Consider the following 26,459-nt stretch of genomic DNA (forward strand, 5'->3'; position numbering starts at 1 on the left):
CCCGGAGGCGGCGAGGCCTTTGCCCACATGGGTTGGGAGGTTCGGAAACCTCCCGATCGTGGAGATGGCGGGAATCGAACCCGCGTCCAACGGTGCAGAATCAGGGCTTCTCCGTGTGCAGTTCGCTGTGATTTTCTCGGCCCCGGCGATCACGCGAACAAGTCGCCGACGGGCCCAGTCACTGTTAGATTTCCCTCTTCACCCCGTGACCGGGATCAAGGTTTAGTTCCCTAGCTGATGCCAGGATCCGGGTCGGGAACAGCCCCGGGCTGACACTTCGCAAGTCGCTACTTAGGCAGCGAGGGCGAAGGAATCGCGCTTGGTGTTGGCGATTATTTTTTGCGACATATGGTTTACGAGATCATTGCCGCTTCCTCGACACGCTTCCCCTGCTTCAACAGCCGCTGTCGAAACCGATCATCCCCATGTGCTTTTTTCAATCCCCACCGGAAAGATCCGGCGAGGGGCGCGCACCCTCTGTGAGGTGCAGTGCCATCGTACGTGACGAACGCACGACGATGCCAGCGTATTCCCGGCGGCCGGCCTACTGGGCCCGCTGCCGCCGCTTCGCCGCCGCGATCGCCCGGTCCGACTCCCGCCGGTCCTGCTTCTCCCGCAGGGTCTGGCGCTTGTCGTACTCCTTCTTGCCTCGCGCGAGCGCGATCTCGGCCTTCGCGCGGCCGTCCTTGAAGTACAGGGCGAGCGGCACGATCGTGTGACCCGTCTCCTGGGCCTTGGCCTCCAGCTTGTCGATCTCCTCGCGGTGCAGCAGGAGCTTGCGCTTGCGGCGCGCGGAGTGGTTGGTCCAGCTGCCCTGGTGATACTCGGGGATGTGGGCGTTGTGCAGCCACGCCTCACCCCGGTCGATCTGGACGAAGCCGTCGGTCAGCGAGGTCCGTCCCTCACGCAGCGACTTGACCTCGGTGCCCATGAGGACGAGCCCGGCCTCGTAGGTGTCGATGATCGCGTAGTCGTGCCGGGCCTTCTTGTTCTGGGCGACGATCTTGCGCTTGCCGCCCTTCTCGCCGTCCCTGGCCTTCGCGGCCGCCCCGCCCTGCTTGGGCTGGGACTCCTTCGGTACGTACATTCCCTTGCTCATAGTGCCGTCCATTTTCGCACTACGCAGGGGGTGCGGGGAAAGCCGATTTACGACTCGCCGAGTCCGCTGAGGACCGTCTCGGCCCGCTCCACGAGCTGCTGGTCGGCATCCAGGTCAGGGGTGATGCCCCTGCCGTCGACGGCTCGTCCGGAGGGAGTGCGGTAGTGCCCGACGGTCAGCTCGGCCACGGAGCCGTCGGGGAGGCGGCTCGGCATCTGGACCGAGCCCTTGCCGAAGGTGCGGGTGCCCACCACGACCGCGCGGCCACGGTCCTGCAGGGCGCCGGTGAGCAGCTCGGCCGCGCTCATCGTGCCGCCGTCGACGAGCGCGACCAGGGGTCTGCCGGTGTCGCCGCCGGGTTCGGCGTGCAGGGCGCGCTGGTCACCGTCGACGTCGTACGTGGCGACGAGGCCGCCGTCGAGGAAGGCGGAGGCGGCGGTGACGGCCTCGGTGACCAGGCCGCCGGAGTTGCCCCGCAGGTCGAGGATGACGCCGACGCCGGCCGGGGCGTGGCGCAGGGCGGTGCGGACGGCGTCGCCGGAGCCCTTGGTGAAGGAGGCGATCCTGACGACGGTGATGCCGTCGGCGAGTTTTCGAACAGTGACCGAGTCGGTGGACAGGGTGGCCCGGCGCAGAGTGAGGTCCCACGCGCGCGTGCCACGCTCCAGCCCCACCCTCACCGCCGTACCGGCGGGCGCGTCCGTCGCGTCACCCCGCAGTAAAGAGATGACCTCGGTGACCGGGCGCCCGGCGACCCTCTCGCCGTCGATGCTGCGCAGCCGGTCGCCCGCGCGGATCCCGGCGACCGCCGCGGGCGACCCCGCCCGCACCTTGGTCACTTCGATACGACCGTCCCGCTCGCGGCGCGCCCACAGCCCGACGCCGGTGTACTCGCCGTCGAGGGCCTCCTCGAACTCCTTGTACTCGCCCTGGGAGTAGACGGCCCCCCAGCGGTCTCCGCTGCGGCTGACCGCGCGCTCGGCGGCCTCCATGGGGGACTCGCCCGCGGCCATGGCCTCGGCGGCTGCCTCGGCGACGTCGACGTGCCGGCCCGCCGGGGCGGCCGAACCGGCGGCGTCGGCCGAGGATTTCCGGTCAGGGCCGGGCAGGGAGCCGGTCGCGGCGCCCGCGACGAGCACGCTCGTGAAGAGCAATGTCAGGGCGGCCCCGCGGCGAATGCGGCGGGGCTGACAGAACAGGTCACGACCTGACATGCCGGTGAGTCTAGGACAACGTGAGGGGCCGCACGGTGCGTTGCCCGCACGGCCCCCGCGGCGTTGGTCACACCTTCAGATACTTGCGCAGCGCGAAGAACGCTGCCAACGCGGGCATCAGCAGGCTCGTCGCGAGGATGAGCGGCAGCTTCGTCAACACCGCGTCCCAGCCGATGAAGTTGATCAGTGTCAGCTTCTCCGACAGGGCCAGGCCGTGGTCGATGATGAAGTACCGCGCCATCACCAGGAAGGCGCAGGCGACCGACCCGCCGATGAGGCCGGCGACCGCGGCCTCCATGATGAACGGCGCCTGGATGTAGAAGCCGGAGGCGCCGACCAGACGCATGATCCCGGTCTCACGCCGGCGGCTGAATGCCGAGACCCGCACGGTGTTGACGATCAGCATCAGGGCGACGACCAGCATCAGCGCCATGATCGCCCGTGCGGCCCAGTTCATGCCGTTCAGCAGCCCGAAGAGGTTGTCCAGGATCCCCTTCTGGTCCTGCACCGACTGCACGCCGTCGCGCCCGTCGAAGGCGGTCGCGATGACCTGGTACTTCTCCGGGTCCTTCAGCTTGATCCGGTACGACTCCTGCATCTGGTCCGGCGTGAGCGAGGCGGCCAGCGGGGAGTCGCCGAACTGCTCCTTGTAGTGCTTGTACGCCTGGTCCTGCGACTCGTACGTCACCTTCTCGACGACCGTCATCTTCTTCAGGTCGGCGACGATCTCCTTCTTCTGGTCGTCGGTGACCGCGCCCTTGGCGCAGTTGGGGTCGGACTCGGCGTCGCTCTTGTTGCAGAGGAAGACCGAGACGTTGACCTTGTCGTACCAGTAGCCCTTCATGGTGTTGACCTGGTCGCTCATCAGGAGCGACCCGCCGAACAGGGCGAGCGACAGGGCGACGGAGACGATGACGGCGAAGGTCATCGTCAGATTACGGCGGAGACCGACACCGATCTCGGACAGTACGAACTGGGCGCGCATGACGTCTTCTTCAGGCCTTTCCGTGGACGGTCGCGGTCAGTGCTGGTAGCCGTAGACGCCGCGTGCCTGGTCGCGGACGAGGCGGCCCTTCTCCAGCTCGATGACGCGCTTGCGCATCTGGTCCACGATGTTCTGGTCGTGCGTCGCCATCACCACGGTGGTGCCCGTCCGGTTGATCCGGTCGAGCAGCTTCATGATGCCGACGGAGGTCTGCGGGTCGAGGTTGCCGGTGGGCTCGTCGGCGATGAGCAGCTTGGGCCGGTTGACGAAGGCCCGGGCGATCGCCACCCGCTGCTGCTCACCACCGGACAGCTCACCTGGCATCCGGTCCTCCTTGCCGCCCAGCCCGACGAGGTCGAGCACCTGCGGCACGGACTTGCGGATCTCGCCGCGGGACTTGCCGATGACCTCCTGCGCGAAGGCCACGTTCTCGGCGACCGTCTTGTTCGGCAGCAGCCGGAAGTCCTGGAACACCGTGCCCAGCTGGCGGCGCATCTGCGGCACCTTCCAGTTGGACAGGCGCGCGAGGTCCTTGCCCAGAACGTGCACCTGACCGTGGCTGCACCGCTCCTCGCGGAGGATCAGCCGCAGGAAGGTGGACTTTCCGGAGCCGGAGGACCCCACGAGGAACACGAACTCGCCCTTGTCCACTTCCAGGGAGACATCCCTGAGTGCGGGGCGGTTCTGCTTGGGGTAGACCTTGGAGACATTGTCGAATCGGATCACGGATGCACCACGGGTCGCCGGGGGTAGATGAGCGTGACCATACGCGAACCGGGGGCGGGGGCGCAGTCGCCGGATGGGGTTGCGTAGAGCTTGTGCGTTTTTGTGCCGGGTCATGTGAGGCCGCCCAGGGGGAGCGAGGCTGTGACGCCCGCGCCCTTCCCCGAGGAACCTGGCATTGTGGAGGGAGGGGAACGTTCCCGGGGCCGAACCCGTTGAACCCCCGGAGGGAACTCGCAAGGAGGGTGGCGCATGACGTACGACCGGCTGGTGTGCGCGAACTGTGCCGCGCCCGTGAGTGAGGGCCGCTGCCCCGTGTGCCGGGCGAACCGCGAGCGGCTGCAGCAGGAGAACCCGTTCGCGGGCCTGAACCCGATGACGCTGATCGCCCTGCTGGCGATACTGATCGCGGCTGTGGCACTGCTGGCGCACCAGACCGCATAGCCAGGCCGCACAGGGCGACCCTCACACCGTACGCGGACATGGCGAGGGGCCCGGAGCGAAGCGCGCTCCGGGCCCCTCGGCCGTACGGCGTTAATTACGCAGCGTAAACGATGGGCTGCCGTCAGGCAGCCGCACCGCCGCGGCCACCCGCGAGGCGCGGGAGGATGCGGAAGCCGATGCCGCCGGCGATCATCGTGGCGGCGCCGACCAGCAGGAAGGTGGTCTGAGCGGCACCGGTCTCGGCGAGCTCGTCACCGCCGCCCTGGGCGGAGGTGCTGGTGCCCGTGCCGGTACCGGTGGTCTCCGTGCCGGTCTCGGTCAGGGACGAGGAGCCCTCCTCCTGCGGGGAGGTGCCACCGTCGGGGTCGGTGTTGTTGTTACCGCCACCGTTGTTGCCGTTCCCGTTCCCGTTCCCGTTGCCGTTCCCGTTCCCGTTGCCGTTCCCGTTGTCGTCACCCGGGTCGGTCGGGGCGTCGGTCGGGTCCGACGGCTCGGTCGGCTCCAGCGTCGGGTCCGTCGGGATCGTGGGCTCATCGGTGGGGATGCCCGGGTCCGTCGGGATGTCGGTGGGGATGTCGGTCGGCGGGTCGGTGGGAACCGGCGGCTCGGTCGGGTCCTCGTCACCCAGGCAGATGCCGAGCAGGCAGTCGTCCGACTCGGCGGCAGATGCGGCACCCGCCGCGGTCAGCGAGGCACCGGCCGCGATCACGGCGCCGGCCGCGAGGCGCGCGATACGGATCCGCGTCTTCTTCGTCATGTGGTTGCTACCCCCAGTAGCTGAATCGTCAGTGAGGCGGCGCTCGGGGGCCGTGATCGACGGAGGTGATGCTGCACTTGAGCCCCCCGGTTCACATGCGCCCCAGAGATACGCATGCCACGCTTTACCCTTCCCATTTTTCAAAGACACGTCAAGGTTGTTTACGTGCACCATGTCCAAATACGGGGGCTATGGCGGGGGTTGGAACCTGTGAGTGTGATGTAAAACCCAGACATGCAGGCACAGAAAAGGCAACTGCCGCCGAGGTGGCGGCAGTTGCCTTGTCGACAAAGTTACTTCTCTTGCTGCTTGCGCCAGCGAATTCCGGCTTCGAGGAATCCCTCGATCTCACCGTTGAACACGGCCTCGGGGTTGCCGACTTCGAACTCGGTCCGCAGGTCCTTGACCATCTGGTACGGGTGCAGCACGTAGGAACGCATCTGGTTGCCCCAGGAGTTGCCGCCGTCGCCCTTCAGGGCGTCCATCTTGGCCTGCTCCTCCTGGCGGCGCCGCTCGAGCAGCTTGGCCTGGAGGACGTTCATCGCGGTGGCCTTGTTCTGGATCTGCGACCGCTCGTTCTGGCAGGAGACGACGATGCCGGTGGGGAGGTGGGTGAGCCGCACCGCGGAGTCGGTGGTGTTCACCCCCTGGCCGCCGGGGCCCGAGGACCGGTACACGTCCACGCGCAGCTCGGACTCGTCGATCTCGATGTGGTCGGTCTGCTCGACCACGGGGAGCACCTCGACGCCCGCGAAGGAGGTCTGGCGCCGCCCCTGGTTGTCGAAGGGCGAGATGCGCACGAGCCGGTGGGTGCCCTGCTCGACGGAGAGGGTGCCGTAGGCGTAGGGCGCCTGCACGGAGAAGGTGGTCGACTTGATGCCGGCCTCTTCCGCGTACGACGTCTCGATGAGCTCGGTCTTGTAGCCCTTCTGCTCCGCCCAGCGCAGGTACATCCGCTGCAGCTTCTCGGCGAAGTCGGCGGCGTCGACGCCACCGGCCTCGGCGCGGATGTTGACGAGCGCCTCACGGGAGTCGTACTCACCGCTGAGGAGCGTGCGGACCTCCATCTCGTCCAGCGCCTTCTTGACGGCGGTGAGCTCGGACTCGGCCTCGGCGCGGGTGTCCGGGTCGTCCTCCTCCTCGGCCATCTCGAAGAGCACGGCGAGATCGTCGATCCGCGAGCGCAGGGCCTCGGCCTTCCTCACCTCCGCCTGGAGGTGGGACAGCTTGCTGGTGATCTTCTGCGCCTCGTCGGGGTTGTCCCACAGGGACGGCGCTGCCGCCTGCTCCTCGAGCACGGCGACGTCTGCCCTCAGCTTGTCGAGGTCCAGAACGGCCTCGATCGACTCCATGGTCGAGGAGAGGGACTTGAGCTCTTCGGATACATCGACGACTGCCACGCCTCCAGCGTAACGGCTCCGCCAAGCGGGGAGGTCCGGCGACCGTGGGCTATCGGGGCGCCCGGCGTCACCGCCGGCCCACCAGGGGGTTCACCCCTGGGGCTGCGCCCCGGACCCCGCCGAGGCTTCGCGCGCGCCGCGGCGGCTGATGCCGCCTGCGCGACCAACGGCCGTCGAGGGCTGGTCGCGCAGTTCCCCGCGCCCCTTTTGGGGCGATGCCGCGGACGAGGCTCCTTCAGGGCGAGAAAACTAGGGCGTTGCCGGAGCCGAGTTGTTCGTGTCCTGCGGGGTCGCCCCGGCGTCATCGTCCGACGTGGCCAGCCACGTACCCACCCCGGCCGCGGCCACCAGCGCCACCGCCGCGGCGCCCAGCACCACTCGCCGCCGCCGAGCCACCGCCCTATGGCGGGCCGAGCCCGGCCGCGGCGCACCCGCCGCCCTCGGCACCCGGGCCGTCCCGCGCGCACCGCCCGCCAGCTCGTCGGGCCCCGGCACCCTCATCGACGTATGCGTGTCCCGGTTGGAGTCGGCCGGCTTGGCGCCCGGCACCAGCGGCACCGCCCCCCGCCGCCGCACCCGCTCCCCCGCGGGCGCCGCTTCCTCAGCGGCCGGAGCCTCTTCCTCCGCCGGCTCCACATCGGGCTCGTCCACGTCCAGCGGCGGCATCCCGGCCACCAGCGGCAGCAGCTCCCGCAGCCGGGCCCCAAGCTCCGACGCCCGCAACCGTGAGGCCGGCGCCTTCGCGAGGCACTGCACGATCAGCTGCCACAGCTCGTCGGGGATCCCGGGCAGCGGGGCCACCGACTCCGTGACGTGGCGGCGCAGCACGGCGCCCGGATGGCCGCCACCGAACGGCGTGAAGCCGGCCAGCAGCTCGTACAGCACCGTGGCGAGGGCATAGATGTCGACCGCCGCCCGGGGCGGCAGGCCCTCCACGATCTCCGGCGCCAGGTAGTCCGGCGTCCCGATGATCTTCGTGGCGCGGGTGCGGCGCGGTGAGTCGATGAGTTTCGCCACACCGAAGTCCGTCAGCAGGGCCGGGTGGGAGCCGCCGGGCCCCAGCGGTCCCTGCATGTCGAGCAGCACGTTCTCCGGCTTCACGTCCCGGTGCACTACCCCGGCCGCGTGCGCCGCCGCGAGCCCGTCCGCGATGTCCGCCACGATCGCCACCGCCGCCTCGGGCGAGAGCCGCCGGTCGCGGTCGAGCCGGGTGCGCAGGTCGGTGCCGCGAACGAGGTCCATGACCAGCGCGAGATCGTTGCCGTCGACCACCAGGTCGCGTACGGAGACCACGTTCGGGTGCTCGAGGCCGAGCAGCGCCGTGCGCTCCTGCACGAAGCGTCCGACGAGTTCCTGGTCGGACGCGAGATCCTCGCGCAGCAGCTTGATGGCGACGGGCCCCTCGGGGCCCTCGCCCAGCCACACCGTGCCGGCGCTGCCCCGCCCCAGGATCTGGTTGGCGGTGTACCGGCTGCCGATCTTCCGTGCCAAGACTGCTCCTACTGACGCGTGTGTCGCTAAAACTACGCGTCCTGGGAGCCAACCTTCACCGCGGAGACGGAAATCACCCGCCAGGTGTCGACAAATCCCCAAACCAGCCGGAGCCGCACCGGCGCGCCGCCTCCGCTGTGCCGCCTCCGGTCAGTTGGTGCCCGAGCCCCCGCCCAGGTCCCCGATCCACCCCGTCACGGTGGTGAACCAGTCGGTGAGCTGGTCCCAGTAGCCCTTGCCCGTGCCGATCCACTCCTGCAGCGGGCTCAGCTCCCAGATCAGCCACCCCGCGACGAACAGGATGACGATCGTGAACAGGCACCCCTTGAGGCAGCCGAGTCCGGGGATCCGCATCGGGTTGGCGCTGCGCTGACGCGGCTGACGGGGCTCGCGCTGAGGCCGCTGCGGCTCCGGCGCGGGCGGCGGGGCGTATCGCTGCGGCTGCTGTTGCGGCTGGCGCGGTGGGGCGTACGGCTGCGGCTGGTGCTGCTGGGGATGGCCGTAACCCTGCTGCCGACCCTGCGGAGGCCGCTGCTGGGGCTGGTGCTGGGGCTGCTGCTGCGGGCGGGCGACCTGCCGCTGGGGGCGGCGGCGCAGCGGGTCCTGGTTGGGGTCGAGGTACTGGACCTGCGTCTGCTCGTTGCGGTCCCGGGCGGCGCGCAGCTGGTTCTGCCAGGGGTGCGGCTCCTCGGGGCCGGGCTGGCCGGGCTGGCCGGGCTGCTGGCCCGGAGGTCCCGGCGGCATCGACGGCATGACGGCCGTCGGGTCGGCGGCACCCGCCGGGCCGGGGGCGCCGGTGTGCGGCAGGACGCTGGTCGCGCCGTTCGGGTCGTACGTCCCCGGGGCCGCGCCGTGCGGCAGCACCTGCGTGGGGTCGGCCGAGCCCGGCACGGTGGCCGGGGCGGGGTCCGGGGCGAGCAGCGCGGCGACGCCCTCGGCCGCCGCGATCTGCGCGGAGTTCGCGTGCACGCCGATGCCCTCGGCGACGACGCGCAGGGCGCGGGCGAGGTTCTCGGCGCTGGGGCGAAGGTCGGGATTCTTGCTCAGGCAGCGTTCTATGACCGTCCACAGCGGGTCGGGGACCGTGGACGGGCGGCGCGGCTCGGCGCTCAGGTGCTGGTGCAGGACCTCCAGGGCGGAGCCGCCGCCGAACGGCGGGCGTCCGGTGACCAGTTCGTAGAGGAGGATTCCGGCGCCGTAGATGTCGACGGCGGAGGTCTGCGGGCGGCCCTCGGCGGACTCGGGCGCGACGTACGCGGGCGTGCCGACGAACTCGTGGGTGCGGGTCAGGCCCGGGGAGTCGGCGAGGCGGGCGATGCCGAAGTCGGTCAGCAGCGGGTGCATCTGGCCGCCGTTCTGCTGGAGCAGGACGTTGGCGGGCTTCAGGTCGCGGTGGACGACGCCGTCGGCGTGGCTGGCGGCGAGGGCGTCGGCGATCTGGGCGGTGAGCAGGGCGGCGGCGACCGGGGTGAAGGGGCCGTTCTCACGCAGGTAGCGGTGCAGGTCGGGGCCCTCGACGAGGTCCATGACCAAGGCCAGCAGCTCGCCCTCGACGACCAGGTCACGGACCCGGACGATGTTCGGGTGGGTCAGCCGCAGCAGGACGGAGCGCTCCCGCAGGAACCGCATGACGATGTCCGCGTCACTGGCGAGCTCCTCCTTGAGGACCTTGATCGCGACGGTCTCGCCGGGCTGGCCCGGAACCGCCGCCTCGGCGCCCGCGGTCTCTCGCTGGCGGGCCCGCCAGACGGTCCCCGTGGCGCCGCGACCGAGCGGCTCCTCGAGGAAGTACTTGCTGCCTACCGGCCGCACGTCGCGCTCCCTGCTGCTTGCCTACGTTCCTGCCCACTGTAGTGCCGTCCCCCGGGGCACCGGCCTGTCGTCATTCTGTGCGTCTTACGTATGGCTTCCCGTACATGTTCGAAGGAAAGACGCTCGGCTTTGTCTCGTGGTTGCCGGAAGCGGACGTGACCGATCTCAAGCGGTCGCCGGTAGGGCACTTGTCAGGCACTTTTGCGGGCAGAGCCGACCAATCAAGATCACTTGCCTTCGGGCGGGGGGCGCGTTGTCAGTGGCAGGTGCGAGGATGCGTGCAGTACTGGCCGATGTGCTCGTGTGGGGTGGGGAGATCCATCAGATGGGCCCTGCTCCGCGCCCGCGCAGAAGGGACCGCTGACGCCGATGCAGATCCGGCTGACCGTCGTAGACCCGCTGGCCCCGCCTGCCCCGGCGCGAGGTCGCGCCGCGAGCTGCGACGTGCTGGTCACGGCGCCCGCGGGCACCGCCCTGGCCGCGGTGGCGTCGGCGCTCGCCTCGGCGGTGTCCGGGGGCGACGGCCCGGTCGTGCTGTACGCGGGCGCGGAGCGGCTCGACGACCGGCGCAGCACACTCGGCGAGCCCCCGCTGACGGACGGCGCGGTGCTGTCCCTGGGCGCCCCGGCGGCACCCGAGCCCCACCCCGAGCTGGACGACGCCCCGACCCAGCTCCATGTCGTGGCCGGCCCGGACGCGGGCGGGGTCCATCTGCTGCACGGCGGCGAGATCCGCATCGGCCGCTCCGCCGACGCCGACGTCCCGCTCGACGACCCGGACGTCTCCCGGCTGCACTGCGCGGTCACGGTCGCCGCCGACGGCCGCGTCTCCGTCACCGACCTCGACTCCACGAACGGCACCACGCTGGACGGCACCCGCGTCACCACCCGCCCGGTGCGGTTCGCGCCGGGGGCGCTGCTGCGGATCGGCGAGTCGGCCCTGCGGCTGGCTCCGGCCGGCGGGCCGGGCGCGCGGGTGCGGACGGAGCCGGACGGGGAGGGGCATGTGCGGGTCCCTGCCGGGGGGGCCCCGGGAGCGGATGGGGACGCCGGGGCGCGGGGCGACGGGCGGGCGGCGACCGGCCTCGGCGCGGACAGCGCGTCGAGGGCCGGTGCGGCGGTGTCTCACGCGCGTGTGGCGGACGGTGGCGCCGCGACCACGCCCTCACGAGGCCGGTCGGCCGCCCAGGAACACGGTCCGGTCGAGCCGCCCGTCGTGCCGGTGCAGGGCGGGGCGCCGCGGATCGAAAGCGACGGCGGGTCCGAGCGGGCGGTTCCGGGACCGCGCGGAGGCGAAACGCACGGCGCGGGCTTCGAGTTGGGTGCGTTCGACGGGGGCGACCGGGGCCACGGCGGCCCGGACGCCGACCGCGCTTCGAGCGACGGCGGCCCCGAAGGCACCCCGCCGAACAGCGGCAACCGCAAAGGCACCCCGCTGAGGGGCACCGACGTCCCGCAGGGCCTGCGCAAGCGCGGCGGACTCACGGCGTGGGCACGGCGACTGGCCGGCGGGCGCGGGGAGCAGGAGGCGACAGCCGGGCGTGGGACGTACGACGATGACGAGCTGCCGGAGGCGACCGAGCTCCCCTCGGCGGCGAACGGCCCCCGGCTGCCGGAGGCTTGGCCGGACCCCGCGTCCCTGCTGCTGATGGCCCTGGGCCCCGGGCCCCGGCTGTGGGAGCGCGCGCCGGGTCACCCGGAGGCGCTCACGGTGCGGCTCGGCACCGCCGACCGGGCGGCGCCCGACGGTTCGGGACTGCTGCCCGCGGTGCCGGTGACCGCCGATCTGCGTGAGGTCGGGGCGCTGGGGCTGGCCGGTCCGCGCGCGCGGCTCGCCGGGCTGGCCCGCGCGGTGCTCGCCCAGCTCGCCGCGCTGCACTCGCCCGACGCCCTGGAGCTGGTGCTGATCAGTGCGGACCGCTCCCGTCCGCTTCAGGAGCGCACCGCCGAATGGGCCTGGCTGGGCTGGCTCCCGCATGTCCGCCCCGGACATGCCCAGGACTGCCGCCTCCTGCTCGCCTACGACCGTGAACAGGCCACGGCCCGCACGGAGGAGTTGCTGCGGCGCCTGGAGGACTTGTCGCCGCAGACGCGGGGCGGCTCCGGCTCCGGCTCCGGCTCCGGCTGGAACTCCGCCGAGGGGCGGACCGCCGGCTCTGTCTCTGCTTCTGCCGTCCCTGACGGGCGTGCCGTTCGGCGGCCCTCCTGGGCGCGGGACGACGACCCGGCCGACGGGGCGGACGGATTCGCGGGGCCGTACACCGTGGTCGTCGTGGACGGCGATCCCGGGGGCGCCGATGTGCGCGAGGCGGTGGCGCGGCTGGCGCTGGAGGGGCCGCGGGCCGGGATCCACGTGGTGTGCCTCGCCGAGACGGCTTCGGCGTCGCCCGCCTCGCCGGTGACGGAGACCTACGAGGCGGCGTGCACGGTGTCGCCCGCGTTCCGGGAGTGCGGTGCGGTCGCGCTGCTGAGCGGTGATGTGGCCACGGCGCTGCGGCTGATGCGGGTGGCTCGGAGCGAGGAGTCTCCGGGTGCGGGTGCATCCCCCAGCGGGGCCGACCCGGCCGGCAGCGGTCCGGCCGTCAGCGGTCCCGTCGGGCACGGCACCGTGGCCGCCGTGGACGCCGTCTCCCTCGCCTGGGCGGAGCGGTTCGCGCGGGCTGTGGCGCCGTTGCGTCCGGAGGGCGGCGTCGGGGAGCGGCACGCGCGCGTGTCCGTGCCGTTGCCTCAGGCGGCGCGGCTGCTGGACGAGTTGGGGCTGGCCCGGGCCACCCCGGCTTCGCTGATGGCGCGTTGGGCCGACGCGGCCGATGACGCGGAGGCCCTCGGCGGGCGGGTGTGTGCCGTGCTCGGGGCCGGGCCGCGCGGGCCGGTCAGCGCGGACCTCGGCGCCGACGGGCCGCACCTGCTGATCGAGGGGCCGCCCGGCAGCGGGCGTACGGAGCTGCTGCGGGCCGTCGTCGCGTCGCTCGCGGCGGCCGAGCGGCCGGACCGGCTGGGCATCGTGCTGATCGACGGCCGGGACAGCGTCGGCGCGGGCGGCGGCCACGGCGACGGGCTGCGGGTCTGTACGGACGTTCCCCATGTGACCACCCACCTCACCGCCAACGACCCCGTCCGGATGCGGGAGTTCGCCCAGTCGCTGAGCGCCGAGCTGAAGCGGCGCGCGGAGCTGCTCGGGCGGTCCGACTTCGCCGAGTGGCACACGGGGCGTGAGCTGTCGGGCCGGATGGTCACGCAACGGGCAGCGGGGACCGGGGCCGGAGCGGGTGCCGGTGCAGGTGTCGGTGCAAGTGACCTCTCGGGGGATCTGGACTCGCCGCCCAGCTCCACGATCCGGCTGCGGCCGGGGGCGGCCCGTCGGCAGGCCGAGGCCAAGGCCGTGCCGCCGTTGCCCCGGCTCGTCGTGGTCGTCGACGACCTGGACGCGCTGATCTCCCCTGCCCTGGGGTCGACGGGCAGGCCCGCGGCGGGCTCGGTGATACGCGCGCTGGAGGCCGTGGCGCGGGAGGGCGAGCGGCTCGGGGTGCACCTGGTGGCCGCCGCGGGGATCGGGGGCCGTACGGCGGAGTCCGAGCCGGCGCGGCTGGCGACGTTGCGGGTGACGCTGGACGCGGTGGCGGCGGGGCCGGACGAACCGGCGCCCGGGCGGGGGCGGCTGGCCCGGTCGGACGGGCGAGTGGTGCCGTTCCAGGGCGGGCGGGTCACGGGGCGTATCCCGCGGACGGCGACGCTGCGGCCCACGGTCGTGCCGCTGGAGTGGCACCGCATGGGCGACCCGCCGGCCCGGCGCCCGGTCCGGGAGCTGGGCAACGGGCCGACGGATCTGGCGTTGCTGGCCAGCGCGTTGGAGAGGGCGGCGCGGGAGGTCTCGGCAACCGAGGTGCCCTCGCTCCTTTGACGCCGGTCGGCATTTTCAGCCCGTCCGGGGATTGAGGACGAGGCCGTTCAGGCCGATAGCGGGGGTCTGAGGGCGGCAGCCCTCAGGGACGCCGGCCTCGACGAAGCCGAGCCTGGTCACGACGGGGTCACGATCCCCCGCTTGACAGCGGACGCGGTCTTGCCGCCCCCAAACCCAAGGCGTAGACCAGATCGCACGGGACAGCGCTCGAACGTTCGACGAGGCACGAAGAACGGGGCAGTTGATGCGCAGCACGAGCAGCAGGAACCGGACAAGCAGGGCCGCCAGGACCGCGGCAGCCGTATGCGCGGGCGCCCTCGCGCTCTCGCTCACCGCATGCGGAGGCAGCGATGACAAGGACAGCGGCAACGAACAGAGCGGCAGTGGCCAGGAGACCGGCAGCACCGTCACCCTTCCCAAGCTGAACGGCGAATCCCTCGAGGTCGCCGCCGTCTGGACCGGTGCCGAGCAGGAGAACTTCAAGAAGGTCCTCGCGGAGTTCGAGAAGCGCACGGGGGCCAAGGTGACCTTCGTGCCCGCCCAGGACCCGATCATCAACTTCCTCGGCTCGAAGGTCGCGGGCGGCCAGCCGCCGGACATCGCGATGCTTCCGCAGCCCGGCGCCATCAAGCAGGCCGTCGAAAAGAAGTGGGCCAAGCCCCTCGGCGCCGATGCGGTCAAGGAGTTGCAGGCGAACTACTCGCAGGGCTGGCAGGACATCGGAAAGGTCGACGACAAGCAGTACGGCGTCTACTACAAGGCCGCCAACAAGTCCCTGATCTGGTACAACGCCAAGGTCTTCGAGAACGCGGGGGCCGCCGAGCCCAAGACGTGGGACGAGCTGCTGAGCACCGCCCAGACCGTCTACGACTCGGGCGTGACGCCGTTCTCGGTCGGCGGCGCCGAGGGATGGACCCTGACCGACTGGTTCGAGAACATCTACCTCTCCCAGGCCGGCCCCCAGAAGTACGACCAGTTGGCGAAGCACGAGATCAAGTGGACCGACGCGTCCGTGAAGAACGCGCTCACCACGCTCGCCCAGGTGTGGGGCAAGAAGGACTACGTGGCGGGCGGCGCGACGGGCGCGCTGCAGGTCGACTTCCCGGCGTCGGTCACCCAGACCTTCACCGGCGGCGACCAGCCGAAGGCCGCCATGGTCTACGAGGGCGACTTCGCGCAGGTCAACATCGTGCAGGCGAAGGCGGAGGTCGGCACGGACGCGAAGGTGTTCCCGTTCCCGGCCGTGGGTGACACCGCACCCGTGGTCTCCGGCGGCGACGCGGCCGTGATCCTGCAGGACTCCAAGGCCGCGCAGGCCCTGGCCACGTTCCTGGCCTCCCCGGAAGCGGCGACCATCCAGGCGAAGCTGGGCGGTTACCTCTCGCCGAACAAGAACGTGGACAACTCGGCGTATCCGAACGCCGTGCAGCGCAAGATCGCCAAGGCCCTGATCGGCTCGGGCGACGACTTCCGCTTCGACATGTCCGACCAGGCCCCGCAGGCCTTCGGCGGGACGCCCGGCAAGGGCGAGTGGAAGGCCCTGCAGGACTTCCTGAAGAACCCGTCGGACATCGCGGGCACACAGCGCAAGCTGGAAGCCGACGCGGCCGCGGCGTACGGAAACTGACGCCATGGCGTCGGCGGAAGCGGCAGGGGGCCCTCCGCCCTCTGCCGCACCCAGGTCACGCAAGAGCGTGACGGGCACCCGCAGGCTGGTGGCAGTGCTCTTCCTGCTGCCCGCTCTCGTGCTGCTCGGCGCGCTCGTGGTCTACCCGATCGGGTACTCGGTCATCCGCAGCTTCTACGACCAGTCCGGCGACGGCTTCGCCGGATTCGACAACTACGAAGCCCTCTTCACCGACGACGGCATCCGCACCGCCCTCAAGAACAACGTCATCTGGGTGGTGTTCGCCCCGACGGTCGCCACCGCGCTCGGTCTGATCTTCGCGGTGCTGACCGAACGGGTGCGCTGGGGCACGGCGTTCAAGCTGGTCGTCTTCATGCCGATGGCGATCTCGATGCTGGCGGCGGGCATCATCTTCCGGCTCGTGTACGACGCGGACCCGGACAAGGGCGTCGCCAACGCGGTGTGGGTCGGCGTCCACGACACGTTCGCGCAGGCGTCCGCGTTCCCGAAGGCCCACCCGGGCCGCGAGTCGCCCCTCGAAGCGGCGCCGGGCGGCGGCTTCATCACCAAGGCCACCGTCAGCGCCGGCACCCCGGTCACTCTGCCCCTCGTGGGCGTCGCCCCCGACCAGATGCCGGACGACGCCAAGAAGGCCGTACCGGCGCAGCCGGAGTCGGGCAAGGTCACCGGCACCACCTGGCAGGACTTCACGCGCGGCAAGGGCGTCGGCACGCTCGGCGGGGTCGACGCGGCCGAGCTGGGCTATGCCGGGATGGAGATCGAGGCCGTCAAGGACGGCAAGGTCGTGGCCTCCACGAAAGCCGCCGACGACGGCACGTTCACGCTGCCGGCCGCCGCCGACGGGGGCCGGCTGCGGCTCCCGGCGGACAACTTCAAGGAGCCGTACAACGGCGTGGACTGGCTCGGCCCGTCCCTGGTCACGCCGTCCATCATCGCGTCGTACATCTGGATGTGGGCCGGTTTCGCGATGGTGCTGATCGCGGCCGGCCTCGCGGGCATCCCCCGGGATCTGCTGGAGGCGGCCCGCGTCGACGGCGCCAACGAGTGGCAGGTGTTCCGCAGGGTCACGGTGCCGCTGCTGGCACCCGTCCTCGCCGTGGTCACCGTCACCCTGATGATCAACGTCCTGAAGGTCTTCGACCTGGTCTTCATCATCGCCCCGGGCTCCTCCCAGGACGATGCGAACGTCCTCGCCCTTGAGCTGTACCGCAAGGGCTTCTCCGAGGACCAGCCGGGCATCGCCAGCGCCATCGCGGTGTTCCTGCTGCTGCTCGTGATCCCGGTGATGTGGTTCAACGTTCGTAGGCTGCGGCGGGAGGTGCGGCGATGAGCGCGGACGCCGGAAAGCTCACCAAGGCGGCGCCCCCGCCGCTCACCGTCGTCGAGGCCGAGCAGTCCCTCGGCGCCCGGCTCGCCTCGTTCGTCAGCGGCGGGCTGGTGCGGGTGTTCCTGATCGTCGTGGGCCTGTTCTGGCTGGTCCCGACGATCGGGCTGCTGCTGTCCTCCCTGCGGCCGCCGCAGGAGATGACCGCGAGCGGCTGGTGGGAGGTCTTCAGCAAGCCGTCCCAACTCACCTTCGACAGCTACGACAAGCTCCTGAGCAACAGCGACATCACCGACTCGATTCTCAACACCGTGCTGATCACGGTCCCGGCGACGGTCCTCGTCGTCGTCATCGGCTCGCTCGCGGGATACGCGTTCGCGTGGATGGAGTTCCCGGGCCGCGACTGGTGGTTCCTGGGCGTGGTCGGCCTGCTGGTCGTGCCGGTGCAGGTGGCGCTGATCCCGATCGCCGAACTGTTCGGCAACATCGGCATCTTCGGGTCCCTGATCGGCGTGGTCCTCTTCCACGTCGGCTTCGGGCTGCCGTTCGCGGTGTTCCTGCTGCGGAACTTCTTCGCGGAGATCCCGAGGGAGCTGCTGGAGGCGGCCCGCCTGGACGGCGCCGGTGAACTGCGTCTGTTCTTCCGTGTCGTGATGCCGCTCGGCGGGCCGGCGATCGCCGCGCTCGGCATCTTCCAGTTCCTGTGGGTGTGGAACGACATGCTGGTCGCGCTGATCTTCACGGACTCCGGGAGCCAGCCGATCACGGTCGCCCTGCAGACGCAGGTCCGCCAGTTCGGCAACAACATCGACGTCCTGGCACCCGGCGCGTTCATCTCGATGGTGATCCCGCTGGTCGTGTTCTTCGCGTTCCAACGGCAGTTCGTGTCCGGCGTGATGGCGGGCGCGGTCAAGTAGGCGCGAGCGCACCACGCTTGAGGGGGCGGGCCGTCATCGGTCCGCCCCCTTTCGTTCACGTACGGTCCCTCGTATGCCTTAGATCCCGTAACCAAGTCACTCCATTGGCCGTTCCCGGGCAAGGCGCTACGGCGACAGCGCCTACCGTCCCGGCCGACCCAGTGGATGTCCCTTGCCCAGGTTCAGTGTCATTGTCCCCGCGTACAAAGTTCAGGCGTATCTGCACGAGTGCCTGGAATCGGTGCTCTCACAGTCGTACCCGGATCTCGAACTGATCGCCGTCGACGACTGCTCACCGGACGCGTCCGGCGCGATCATCGACGAGTTCGCGGCCCGCGACGCGCGCGTGCACCCCGTGCACCTCGCCGAGAACCAGGGGCTGGGGCCCGCCCGCAACGCCGGTATGGCCCAGGCCACCGGCGACTACCTGATCTTCCTCGACAGCGACGACACCCTCACCCCCGACGCCCTGCACGCGATCGCCGACCGGCTGAAGGAGACCGGCGACCCGGACGTCCTGGTCTACGACTACGCGCGCACGTACTGGACCGGCGAGACGGTCCGCAACCAGGCCGCGGCCCAGCTCGCCGAAGAGGGCCCGGCGCCCTTCCGGCTGGCGGACCGGCCGGGGCTGCTGCGGCTGCTGATGGTGGCCTGGAACAAGGCGTACCGGCGGGAGTTCGTCGAGCAGGAGGGCTTCGCCTTCCCGTCCGGCTACTACGAGGACACGCCCTGGACGTACCCGGTCCTGATGACGGCGGAGTCGATCGCGACCCTGGACCAGGTGTGCGTGCACTACCGGCAGCGGCGCCGGGGCGGCATCCTCGGCACGGTCAGCCCCCGGCACTTCGACATCTTCGAGCAGTACGACCGTGTCTTCGCGTACGTCGACCAGAACCCCGAACTCGCCCGCTGGCGGCCGCTGTTGTTCCGCCGGATGGTCGACCACCTGATCGTGGTGTTCGCCCGCCGCAACCGCCTCCCGCGCGACAGCCGCGCCAAGTTCCTGCGCACGGCCCGCACCTACTACCGCCGATACCGCTCCCCCGGCGCCCCCGTCCCCGCGCGCACCCGGGTCCATCACACCCTGGTCCGCCTGGGCCTGCACCGCACCTACCGCGCCCTGCAACTGACGGCGGCCCTGGCCCGCCGCACCGCCAAGCTCACGAGCCGCCTGCTGAAGGGCCTGCGTTCCACCGCCCTGCGCCTGCACTACCGCATCCAGCGCAGCCTTCCCCTGCGCGCCGACCGCGCCGTCTTCGCCGCCCACGGTGTGCGCGGCCACGGCTGCCACCCGGGCGCCCTGGAGCAGGCGTTCCGCACGCACGCCCCGCGCATCCGCACGGCCTGGGTCGCCGACGCCGAGCAGCACGACTCCGTCCCCACCGGCACCCGCCGTCTGCGCCCCGACACCGCCGCCTACTGGACGGCCCTCGCCCGCTCCAAGTACCTCGTCCACAACGCCGACTTCGACCGTCGCCTCATCAAGCGTCGCGGCCAGGTCCTCGTGCAGACCCGGCAGGGCACCCCGCTCAAGCACATGGGCCTGGACCTGCGCGAACGCCCGGCAGCCGCGGGCGACACGGACTTCGACGAACTCCTCGACAACGTCGACAAGTGGGACTACGTCCTGTCCGCCAACCGCCACTCCACCCTGACCTGGGAACGCGTCTACCCCGGCGGCTACACGACCCTCGAATACGGCAGCCCGCGGGCCGATGTCTTCCAGCAGGCGACTTCGGCCGACGTGGCCCGGATCAGGGAGTCGCTCGGCATCCCCGAGGGCGCGGTCGCGATCCTCTACGCCCCCACCCACCGCGACTACCGCCGCACCCAGCGCACCACCCTCGACCTGCACCACGTCCTGCGCCGCCTGGGCCCCCGCTTCGTCGTGCTGGCCCGCGCGCACCCCCGGCACGGCGGCCCGCTCGCCCCCACGGCGGGCCAGGTCATCGACGTCAGCGACCACCCGAGCGTCGAGTCGCTGTGCCTCGCCTCGGACGCCCTGGTCACCGACTACTCGTCGATCATGTTCGACTACGCCGACCTGGACCGGCCGATCGTGATCCACGCCGACGACCGGGGGGCCTACGAGGCGGCCCGTGGCACCTACTTCGACCTGCGCTCCTTCCCGCCGGGCGCGGTGTCGCGCAGCGAGGACGAGCTGGTCGACATCTTCGCCACCGGCCACTGGCGCGGCTCGCGCTCCGCCCAGCTGCGGTCGGCGTTCCGCGAGCGTTTCTGCCCGTACGGCGACGGACGCGCCGCCGAGCGGGTCGTACGCCATGTCGTGCTGGGCGAGACCGACCACCCGCCCGTCGTACCGCTCGACAAGCGCCACCCCGTACCGTCGCCGGCCGCGTCACTCGCGCACTCCCCGCTCACCACCGTGCCGCAACCCACGGGTGCCCGGACCGTCACCGACAGCCGCTGAACGCCGTTCTCACGGAAGAGGAGTCACATGCCCTCCAGCCCGTCGCGGCCCACGCCGAGCCGGCCGCACACGTGGCGCCCGGCCGGGCGGCCCGGCCGTCGTCGCACCGAGTGAGGCCGACCCCGGCCTCTTGAACAACCAGGCCGCCAGAACAACGACAGAAAGAGCAGTATGCCCCGCTTCAGCATCATCGTTCCGTCCCATGGGGTCGCGGGCCGGCTGTCCCAGGCACTGGACTCGGTCCTCGCCCAGTCCTTCGGCGACTTCGAGCTGATCCCGGTCTGCGACGCCGCCGACTCCCCGGCGGCGCACGTCGCAGCCGGGTACGCCGAGCGGGACTGCCGGGTGGCGCCCGTGAACTCGCCGCCGGCGGCCGGGCTGGCCGGGGCGAGAAACGCCGGTGTGCGGGCGGCGATCGGTGAGTGGCTGCTCTTCCTGGACGGCGACGACGAGCTGATGCCGGGCGCGCTGGCGGCGCTGGACGCCCGGCTGAGCGAGACCGGTGACGTGGATGTCCTGCACTTCGAGCACGAGCGGACGCCGTGGTGGGTGGGTGAGCCGACCAACCCGGCCGCGCTCGTGCTGGCCCGGACGCCGAGTGGGGTCTTCTCGCCCGAGGAGGCCGTCGAGCTGACGGGCGTCCAGCTGCCCGCGTGGAGTGCGGCCTACCGGCGGGCCTTCCTCGTCGGGCGCCAACTCCGCTTTCCCGACGGCCACTTCACCGACGTCGGCTTCGGTGGCCTGGTGGTGATGGGCGCCGAGCGGATGGCGGTGCTGCGCCAGGTCGTCGTACGGCATCTGCTGCGGCGGCAGGGCAACCGGCTGGGCCTGCCGGGGGAGCACCACTTCGAGCTGCTGGACCAGGCCGAGCTGGTGCTGACGCGGGCGGCCGAGCAGGGGCTGTCCGAGGAACGGCGCGCGGCGCTGTTCGAGCAGCTCTTCGCCGCCGTACTGAAGACAGCCGCCCATCCGCGACGGCTGCCGCGCGGGCGCCGGGCCTTCTTCCGGCGCGCGGGCAGGCTCTACCGGCGGCACCGCCCCGCCGGGTTCCGGACGCCGGGCGGCAGTCTCGGTGTGCAGCACCGGCTGCTGGCGAGCGGGGCGTACGCGGCGTTCCGGGCGCTGCGCCGGGCCAACCAGGCGGCGGCGCGGGCGGCCTCGGGTGCGCCGCGTCCGCGCGGGCTGCGCACACGGCTGCGCTACCGGCTTCAGCTGCGCCGCCCGCTGGATCAGAACCTCGCCGTGTACTGCGCGTACTGGGGGCGCGGCTACGTCTGCAACCCGGCCGCGATCCACGCCAAGGCGCGCGAACTCGCCCCGCACATCCGCTCGGTGTTCCTGGTCGAGGCGGACGAGGCGCACACCGTGCCGAAGGATGTGGAGTACGCGGTCATCGGCAGCCGCAAGTACTGGGACGTGCTGGCCCGCGCCAAGTACCTGATCAACAACGCGAACTTCGCGGACGCCGTCGTCAAGCGCAAGGGCAGCGTGCATCTGTCGACCCAGCACGGCACCCCGCTGAAGAAGATGGGCGCCGACCAGGCGACGTACCCCGTGGTGGCGGCCGCGACCGGCAGCTTCGCCAAACTGCTGGCCCGCGTCGACCGCTGGGACTACAACCTCACCTCCAACCGGCACTCCACCGAGATGTGGGAAAGCGCCTATCCCGCCGCGCACGAGACCCTCGAGTACGGCTATCCGCGCAACGACGTCTACTACACGGCGGACGCCACCGACGTCGCCCGCATCCGCCGCGAACTCGGCGTCCCCGAGGGCAAGAAGGCCCTGCTCTACGCGCCCACGCACCGCGATTACGCCACCGGCTTCGAGTCGAGCCTCGACCTTCAGGCGCTGTGCGAGGAGATCGGCGACGAGTACGTCGTGCTGCTGCGCGCCCACTACTTCTACGACCAGGGCGGCGCGCGCGGCACCGGCCGGATCATCGACGTCACCGGGCACCGCTCGTCCGAGGACGTGTGCCTGGCCGCCGACGCGCTGATCACCGACTACTCCTCGATCATGTTCGACTACGCCAATCTGGACCGGCCGATCGTCGTGTACGCGGACGACTGGGACGTCTACCGGGAGCTGCGGGGCGTCTACTTCGACCTGATGGAGGCCCCGCCGGGCCGGGTGACCCGCACGCCGGGCGAGCTGGCGGCCGTCTTCCGCGACGGCTCGTGGGCGGACGAGGAGGCCAGGGCGCTGCGTGCCGCGTTCCGGGAGCGGTTCTGCCAGTTCGACGACGGGCGCGCCGCCGAGCGGGTCGTACGCCGGGTGCTGCTCGGTGAGCCGCCCGAGGCGAGCCCGCCGGTGATCCCCCTGGCCGAGCGCATCCCCGCCCCCGCCGCGACGACCCTCGTGAGGAACTGACGTGCCCCGCTTCAGCATCATCGTCCCCGTCTTCAAGGTGCAGGGCTTTCTGCGGGAGTGTCTCGACTCGGTGCTCGGGCAGTCGTACACCGACTTCGAGGTGATCGCCGTCGACGACCGCTCCCCCGACAGCTGCCCCGCCATCCTGGACGCCTACGCGGAACGCGACGTACGTGTGCGTGTGCTGCACCTGCCGGAGAACGTCGGCCTCGGCCGGGCCCGCAACGCCGGTCTGGAGCAGGCGAGCGGCGACTACGCCCTGTTCCTCGACAGCGACGACCACTACACACCGGGCCTGCTGGCCGCCGTCGCCGCACGTCTGGAGGCGACCGACGACCCGGACATCCTGGTCTTCGACCACGTACGCACCCATTGGTGGGGCCGCGGCGGCCGCAGCACGGCGGCGGACCTGCTGGCCGCGGCCGGCACGGGCACCTTCAGCGTCCGCGAGAGCCCGGAGTACCTGCACCTGTTCCTGGTCGCCTGGAACAAGGCGTACCGGCGTGACTTCCTCCTCAAGCACGAGCTGCGCTACGCGCCGGGCCTGTACGAGGACGCGCCCGTCACCTACCGCTCGATGGTGCTGGCCGACCGTATCGCCTGCCTGGAGCGGATCGGGGTCGAGTACCGGCAGCGCAGGCAGGGCGCGATCACCAAGACGCCGGGACGGCGGCACTTCGACATCTTTCCGCAGTACGAGGGCCTGTTCGCGTTCCTGGAGGGGCGCCCGGACCTGGCGTGGGCGCGCCCGCTGCTGTTCGAACGGGCCCTGGACCACATGCTGTTCGTGCTGGCGCGGGAGGACCGGGTGAGGCCCGCGGACCGGCCGGACTTCTACCGTGAGATCCGCTCCTTCCACGCCCGCCACCTTCCGGAGGGCTTCACCCCGCCCGACGGCTGGCGCGGCAAGGAGATGCGGCTGCTGGCGACGGCGCCCTACGCGTCGTACGCCGTGGCTCGCTCTCTGCGCGACCTGCGCAGGGTGGCGGGGGCCGGCAAGCGGCGCGTGACGGGGGCGGCCTCGCAGCGGGCCCAACGGGCCTGGTACGCGGCCCAGTCGAAGCTTCCGCTCGATCCGCACCTGGCCGTCTACTCGGCGTTCTCGCATCGCGGGGTGCTGGGCGATCCGGCGGCGATCCACGCCAAGGCCTGTGAGATCGCCCCGCACATCAGGGGTGTGTGGGTCGTCCAGGAGGACGCGGTCGACTCGCTCCCTCCCGGCACCGACTTCGTGACGCCCGGCTCGCGGCGCTACCACGAGGTCATGGCGCGGGCCACGTACTGGGTGAACAACGTCAACTGGCCCGGCACCCTGACCAAGCGCCCCGGCAGCGTCCACGTCCAGACCCACCAGGGCACCCCGCTCAAGTACATGGCGGCCGACCTGCTGGCCAAGCCCGGCGCCCGGCACGGCTTCGACGTGCCGAAGATGCTGTGGCGCGCGGACCGCTGGGACTACAGCCTGGTGGCCAACCGGCACTCGGAGCTGGTGTGGGAGCGGGCGTATCCATGCCACTTCACGTCGCTGCGAACGGGGAGCCCGCGCAATGATGTGCTGGTCGACGCGGATCCGGAGGCCGGTGCGGCCGCCCGTGCGCGGCTCGGTGTGCCCGCCGGTGACACCGTCGTGCTGTATGCGCCGACCCGCCGCGAGTACCGCCGGGGCGGCCATGTCGACCGGATCGATCTCGCCCGGTTCGCCGCGGACCTCGGCGCGGGTCACACGCTCGTCGTGCGCCTGCATCCGTCGCTGGCGCAGGGCACGGCACGCGGGATGGGCCTGGCCGATCTGCACCGGCGGGGCGTGCTGATCGACGCGACGAACGAGCCGCACGTCGAGGACGTACTGCTCGCCGCCGATGTGCTGGTCACCGACTACTCGGCCCTGATGTTCGACTACGCCAACCTGGACCGGCCGATCGTGATCCACGCCGACGACTGGGGGGCGTACGCGGCGAGCAGGGGCGCCTACTTCGACATCACGGCGGACGCGCCGGGTCATGTGTCCCGCTCCTACCGGGAGTTGGCGTGGCTGTTCGCGTCCGGGACGTGGCAGGACGGGGAGTCGGCGCGGTTGCGGGCGGGGTTCCGGGAGCGGTTCTGCGAGTTCGACGACGGGTTGGCCGCGGAACGGGTCGTACGGACGTTGCTGCTGGGTGAGTCGATGCCGGAGCGTCCGAGCGAGGTGAGGGTGCCGGCCCCGGCGGATGCGAGGGCTCACTCGATGAGGTGATGTGAGGTAAAGCCGTTGACCCGACCGGCTCGATCGGGAACATACGGCAAATGCCTCAAACCCACACAACCTCCACGACCAGAACTGCGGCCGCTGTAGGTGTCCTCGTCCAGAGGACCGTGCGCGGCGCGAGTGCCCTGCGCGGCGGCCGCAGTTGGCGTCCGACGCCGTATCAGGTCTTCGGCTTCCTGTTCTTCCTGGTGATGTTGCTGGCGTACTGGGCCGTGCCGCTGTGCTGTGACGCGGGTCAGCACGCGGCGGTCGTCGAACGCCTCAAGGTGAACCTGCTCCACCCGCGCCATCCGATGGCGGACCTGCCGGGCGCGGGCAGCCCGTACTACTCGCCGTACGCGGTCGCGCAGGGCGCGTTCGCCCGGCTGACCGGGCTGGGCGGCTGGGAGGTGGTGCGGCTGGCCGGTCCGCTGAACCTGCTGGTGCTGCTGACCGGCATCGGCCGCTTCGTGCGGGTGCTGACGCCCAGGCCATGGGCGCCGGTGCTCGCGCTGGGGGCGATGACGCTGCTGTGGGGGACCGAGCGGGCCTGGTGGAGCGGGTATCTGAGCCTGTTGTCGATGACGGGGAACCTCGGCTATCCGTCTGCCTTCGCCATCGGGCTCACCTTCTGGGCGTGGGCGCTCACGGGGGCGCGGGCACGCGGGGAGGGGCTCGTCCGGTACGTCGGGCCGAGCGGGCTGCCGGGGTTCGCCGGGTACGCGGGGATCGGCGCGCTGTACGGGCTGGTCCTGCTGATCCATCCGATCACCGCGGCGGCGGCGGTGCTGGGGGCGGTGGCGTTCGTCGGCGGGTGGCAGCGGGGGTGGCGGGGCGCCGCGGCCGTGCAGGGGGCGGTGGTCGTGCGGTGGGGGGTGGTCGCGCGGTGGGGCGTGGCGGCGGGGGCGGCGTTGCTGGTTGCCGGGTGCTGGCCGTACTTCGACGTGTTCGCGCTGGCCGGGGACGACAGCGTGGACTGGATGCACCGGCGGCTGTACGAGCATCTCGGCGGGCAGTTCTGGCTGGCGCTGCTGGGGTTGCCGGCGCTGTGGCTACGCCGGCGGCGGGGTTCCTGGCGGGATCCGCTGGTGCTGCTCTTCGCCCTCGACTGCCTGTTCGTGGCGTACGGCTGGGTCAGCGGCCACTACACCTACGGCAGGATCCTCGGGCTCACCCTGGTGCCGCTGCAGTTCGCGCTCGCGGTGGAGCTGGCGGCGCCCCGGCCGTGGGGCAGGGCGCGGCAGGTGCTGGGCGGGGCGGCGGCCGTCGGGGCCTGTGTCGGGTTCCTCACCGTGCAGGGCGGGGCGGTGGTGCCGCGCGCGCTGGATCCGATCGGCCTCGAACAGCCGTCGCGCTGGCCGTCGTACGCCTGGGCGGCACGGCACGTAGGGAAGGGCGAAGTGGTGATCTCCGACGGGCACTTCGCCCCTCGCTCCATCCCCGGGTACGGGCCGAACCTCGCCGCGCCGATCTGGCCCGACCCCGCCCTGGACGAGCGGGAACGGGAGCGTCGGCTCGCCGATGTCCGCGCCTACCTCTCCGACACCTCGACCCGCGCCGAGCGCACGGCCGTCGCCCGGCGGTACCACGCACGCTGGCTGCTGCTGACGCGGTGGAAGACGGTGCCGGAGGAGGCGGTGGTGGTGGCGTGGAGTCGAGGGACGGGGGAGGTGTTGGCGCGGATCGGGTGAGGGGCGCAGGACCGGGTGACGGT

The 26,459-nt window shown here is 71.6% G+C and carries 17 protein-coding genes and 1 other RNA gene; 9 read left to right on the forward strand and 9 right to left on the reverse strand.

Annotated elements, in window-relative coordinates; all coding sequences use genetic code 11:
* Nucleotides 1-56 precede the first annotated feature (56 nt).
* From ssrA to ftsE, 5 genes are all read right to left on the reverse strand, one after another.
* Nucleotides 57-425: a transfer-messenger RNA gene (gene ssrA / locus EHO50_RS06825) on the reverse strand.
* 119 nt (nt 426-544) lie between these two features.
* Nucleotides 545-1,087: an SsrA-binding protein SmpB gene (gene smpB / locus EHO50_RS06830; protein WP_128429015.1), complete on the reverse strand. Its 543-nt coding sequence runs from the start codon at nt 1,085-1,087 to the stop codon at nt 545-547.
* A gap of 59 nt (nt 1,088-1,146) precedes the next feature.
* Nucleotides 1,147-2,313 (reverse strand): S41 family peptidase, encoded by a 1,167-nt coding sequence (locus EHO50_RS06835; RefSeq protein ID WP_128428847.1) that lies wholly within the window; start codon nt 2,311-2,313, stop codon nt 1,147-1,149.
* Between the two features lie 67 nt (nt 2,314-2,380).
* Entirely contained in the window at nt 2,381-3,298 is a 918-nt protein-coding gene (gene ftsX / locus EHO50_RS06840; RefSeq protein ID WP_128428848.1) for a permease-like cell division protein FtsX, read from the reverse strand.
* 36 nt (nt 3,299-3,334) lie between these two features.
* Nucleotides 3,335-4,024 carry a cell division ATP-binding protein FtsE gene (gene ftsE, locus EHO50_RS06845; protein ID WP_062706418.1) on the reverse strand — a complete coding sequence of 230 codons (690 nt, stop codon included), beginning with the start codon at nt 4,022-4,024 and terminating at the stop codon, nt 3,335-3,337.
* Nucleotides 4,025-4,273: 249 nt separating this feature from the next.
* On the opposite strand from ftsE, the gene EHO50_RS06850 reads away from it, so the two are divergent.
* Nucleotides 4,274-4,465 carry a hypothetical protein gene (locus EHO50_RS06850; protein ID WP_128428849.1) on the forward strand — a complete coding sequence of 64 codons (192 nt, stop codon included), beginning with the start codon at nt 4,274-4,276 and terminating at the stop codon, nt 4,463-4,465.
* A 121-nt stretch (nt 4,466-4,586) separates the two neighbouring features.
* On the opposite strand, the gene EHO50_RS06855 is transcribed toward EHO50_RS06850, so the two are convergent.
* From EHO50_RS06855 to EHO50_RS06870, 4 genes are all read right to left on the reverse strand, one after another.
* On the reverse strand, nt 4,587-5,222 hold the full coding sequence (locus EHO50_RS06855) for an LPXTG cell wall anchor domain-containing protein (RefSeq protein ID WP_128428850.1): 636 nt from the start codon (nt 5,220-5,222) through the stop codon (nt 4,587-4,589).
* A 293-nt stretch (nt 5,223-5,515) separates the two neighbouring features.
* Nucleotides 5,516-6,622: a peptide chain release factor 2 gene (gene prfB / locus EHO50_RS06860; protein ID WP_128428851.1), complete on the reverse strand. Its 1,107-nt coding sequence runs from the start codon at nt 6,620-6,622 to the stop codon at nt 5,516-5,518.
* A gap of 249 nt (nt 6,623-6,871) precedes the next feature.
* The gene (locus EHO50_RS06865) at nt 6,872-8,113 is read right to left on the reverse strand and encodes a serine/threonine-protein kinase (RefSeq protein ID WP_128428852.1); all 1,242 of its coding nucleotides are present in this window, start codon (nt 8,111-8,113) and stop codon (nt 6,872-6,874) included.
* Between the two features lie 150 nt (nt 8,114-8,263).
* Entirely contained in the window at nt 8,264-9,925 is a 1,662-nt protein-coding gene (locus EHO50_RS06870; RefSeq protein ID WP_128428853.1) for a serine/threonine-protein kinase, read from the reverse strand.
* Between the two features lie 369 nt (nt 9,926-10,294).
* Between EHO50_RS06870 and EHO50_RS06875 the strand changes: the two genes are divergently transcribed.
* The 8 genes from EHO50_RS06875 (at nt 10,295) to EHO50_RS06910 (ending at nt 26,436) form a co-directional block, all read left to right on the forward strand.
* Complete coding sequence (locus tag EHO50_RS06875) at nt 10,295-13,825, forward strand: FHA domain-containing protein (RefSeq protein ID WP_128428854.1); 3,531 nt, start codon at nt 10,295-10,297, stop codon at nt 13,823-13,825.
* 244 nt (nt 13,826-14,069) lie between these two features.
* Nucleotides 14,070-15,452, forward strand: a complete 1,383-nt coding sequence (locus tag EHO50_RS06880) for an ABC transporter substrate-binding protein (protein WP_128428855.1) — start codon at nt 14,070-14,072, stop codon at nt 15,450-15,452.
* Between the two features lie 67 nt (nt 15,453-15,519).
* Nucleotides 15,520-16,803: a carbohydrate ABC transporter permease gene (locus EHO50_RS06885; protein ID WP_128428856.1), complete on the forward strand. Its 1,284-nt coding sequence runs from the start codon at nt 15,520-15,522 to the stop codon at nt 16,801-16,803.
* Nucleotides 16,800-17,714: a carbohydrate ABC transporter permease gene (locus EHO50_RS06890; RefSeq protein ID WP_128428857.1), complete on the forward strand. Its 915-nt coding sequence runs from the start codon at nt 16,800-16,802 to the stop codon at nt 17,712-17,714. The genes EHO50_RS06885 and EHO50_RS06890 overlap by 4 nt, the downstream gene beginning before the upstream one ends.
* Before the next feature lie 172 nt (nt 17,715-17,886).
* Nucleotides 17,887-20,148, forward strand: a complete 2,262-nt coding sequence (locus EHO50_RS06895) for a bifunctional glycosyltransferase/CDP-glycerol:glycerophosphate glycerophosphotransferase (protein WP_128428858.1) — start codon at nt 17,887-17,889, stop codon at nt 20,146-20,148.
* 171 nt (nt 20,149-20,319) lie between these two features.
* A complete protein-coding gene (locus tag EHO50_RS06900) occupies nt 20,320-22,521 on the forward strand; it encodes a bifunctional glycosyltransferase/CDP-glycerol:glycerophosphate glycerophosphotransferase (protein ID WP_128428859.1) in 2,202 nt (733 codons plus the stop codon).
* A 1-nt stretch (nt 22,522) separates the two neighbouring features.
* Complete coding sequence (locus EHO50_RS06905; RefSeq protein ID WP_128428860.1) at nt 22,523-24,754, forward strand: bifunctional glycosyltransferase/CDP-glycerol:glycerophosphate glycerophosphotransferase; 2,232 nt, start codon at nt 22,523-22,525, stop codon at nt 24,752-24,754.
* A 50-nt stretch (nt 24,755-24,804) separates the two neighbouring features.
* On the forward strand, nt 24,805-26,436 hold the full coding sequence (locus EHO50_RS06910; protein ID WP_128428861.1) for a hypothetical protein: 1,632 nt from the start codon (nt 24,805-24,807) through the stop codon (nt 26,434-26,436).
* The last annotated feature ends 23 nt before the right edge of the window (nt 26,437-26,459 follow it).

Source organism: Streptomyces cyaneus (assembly GCF_004028635.1).
Lineage (GTDB): Bacteria > Actinomycetota > Actinomycetes > Streptomycetales > Streptomycetaceae > Streptomyces > Streptomyces cyaneus.

Bases quoted from the DNA above. Each gene is read 5' to 3' on its own strand.
- smpB (WP_128429015.1), bottom strand. From the start codon at position 1,087: ATGTACGTACCGAAGGAGTCCCAGCCCAAGCAGGGCGGGGCGGCCGCG.
- EHO50_RS06835 (WP_128428847.1), bottom strand. From the start codon at position 2,313: ATGTCAGGTCGTGACCTGTTCTGTCAGCCCCGCCGCATTCGCCGCGGG.
- ftsX (WP_128428848.1), bottom strand. From the start codon at position 3,298: ATGCGCGCCCAGTTCGTACTGTCCGAGATCGGTGTCGGTCTCCGCCGT.
- EHO50_RS06850 (WP_128428849.1), top strand. From the start codon at position 4,274: ATGACGTACGACCGGCTGGTGTGCGCGAACTGTGCCGCGCCCGTGAGT.
- EHO50_RS06855 (WP_128428850.1), bottom strand. From the start codon at position 5,222: ATGACGAAGAAGACGCGGATCCGTATCGCGCGCCTCGCGGCCGGCGCC.
- EHO50_RS06875 (WP_128428854.1), top strand. From the start codon at position 10,295: ATGCAGATCCGGCTGACCGTCGTAGACCCGCTGGCCCCGCCTGCCCCG.
- EHO50_RS06880 (WP_128428855.1), top strand. From the start codon at position 14,070: ATGCGCAGCACGAGCAGCAGGAACCGGACAAGCAGGGCCGCCAGGACC.
- EHO50_RS06890 (WP_128428857.1), top strand. From the start codon at position 16,800: ATGAGCGCGGACGCCGGAAAGCTCACCAAGGCGGCGCCCCCGCCGCTC.
- EHO50_RS06900 (WP_128428859.1), top strand. From the start codon at position 20,320: ATGCCCCGCTTCAGCATCATCGTTCCGTCCCATGGGGTCGCGGGCCGG.
- EHO50_RS06910 (WP_128428861.1), top strand. From the start codon at position 24,805: ATGCCTCAAACCCACACAACCTCCACGACCAGAACTGCGGCCGCTGTA.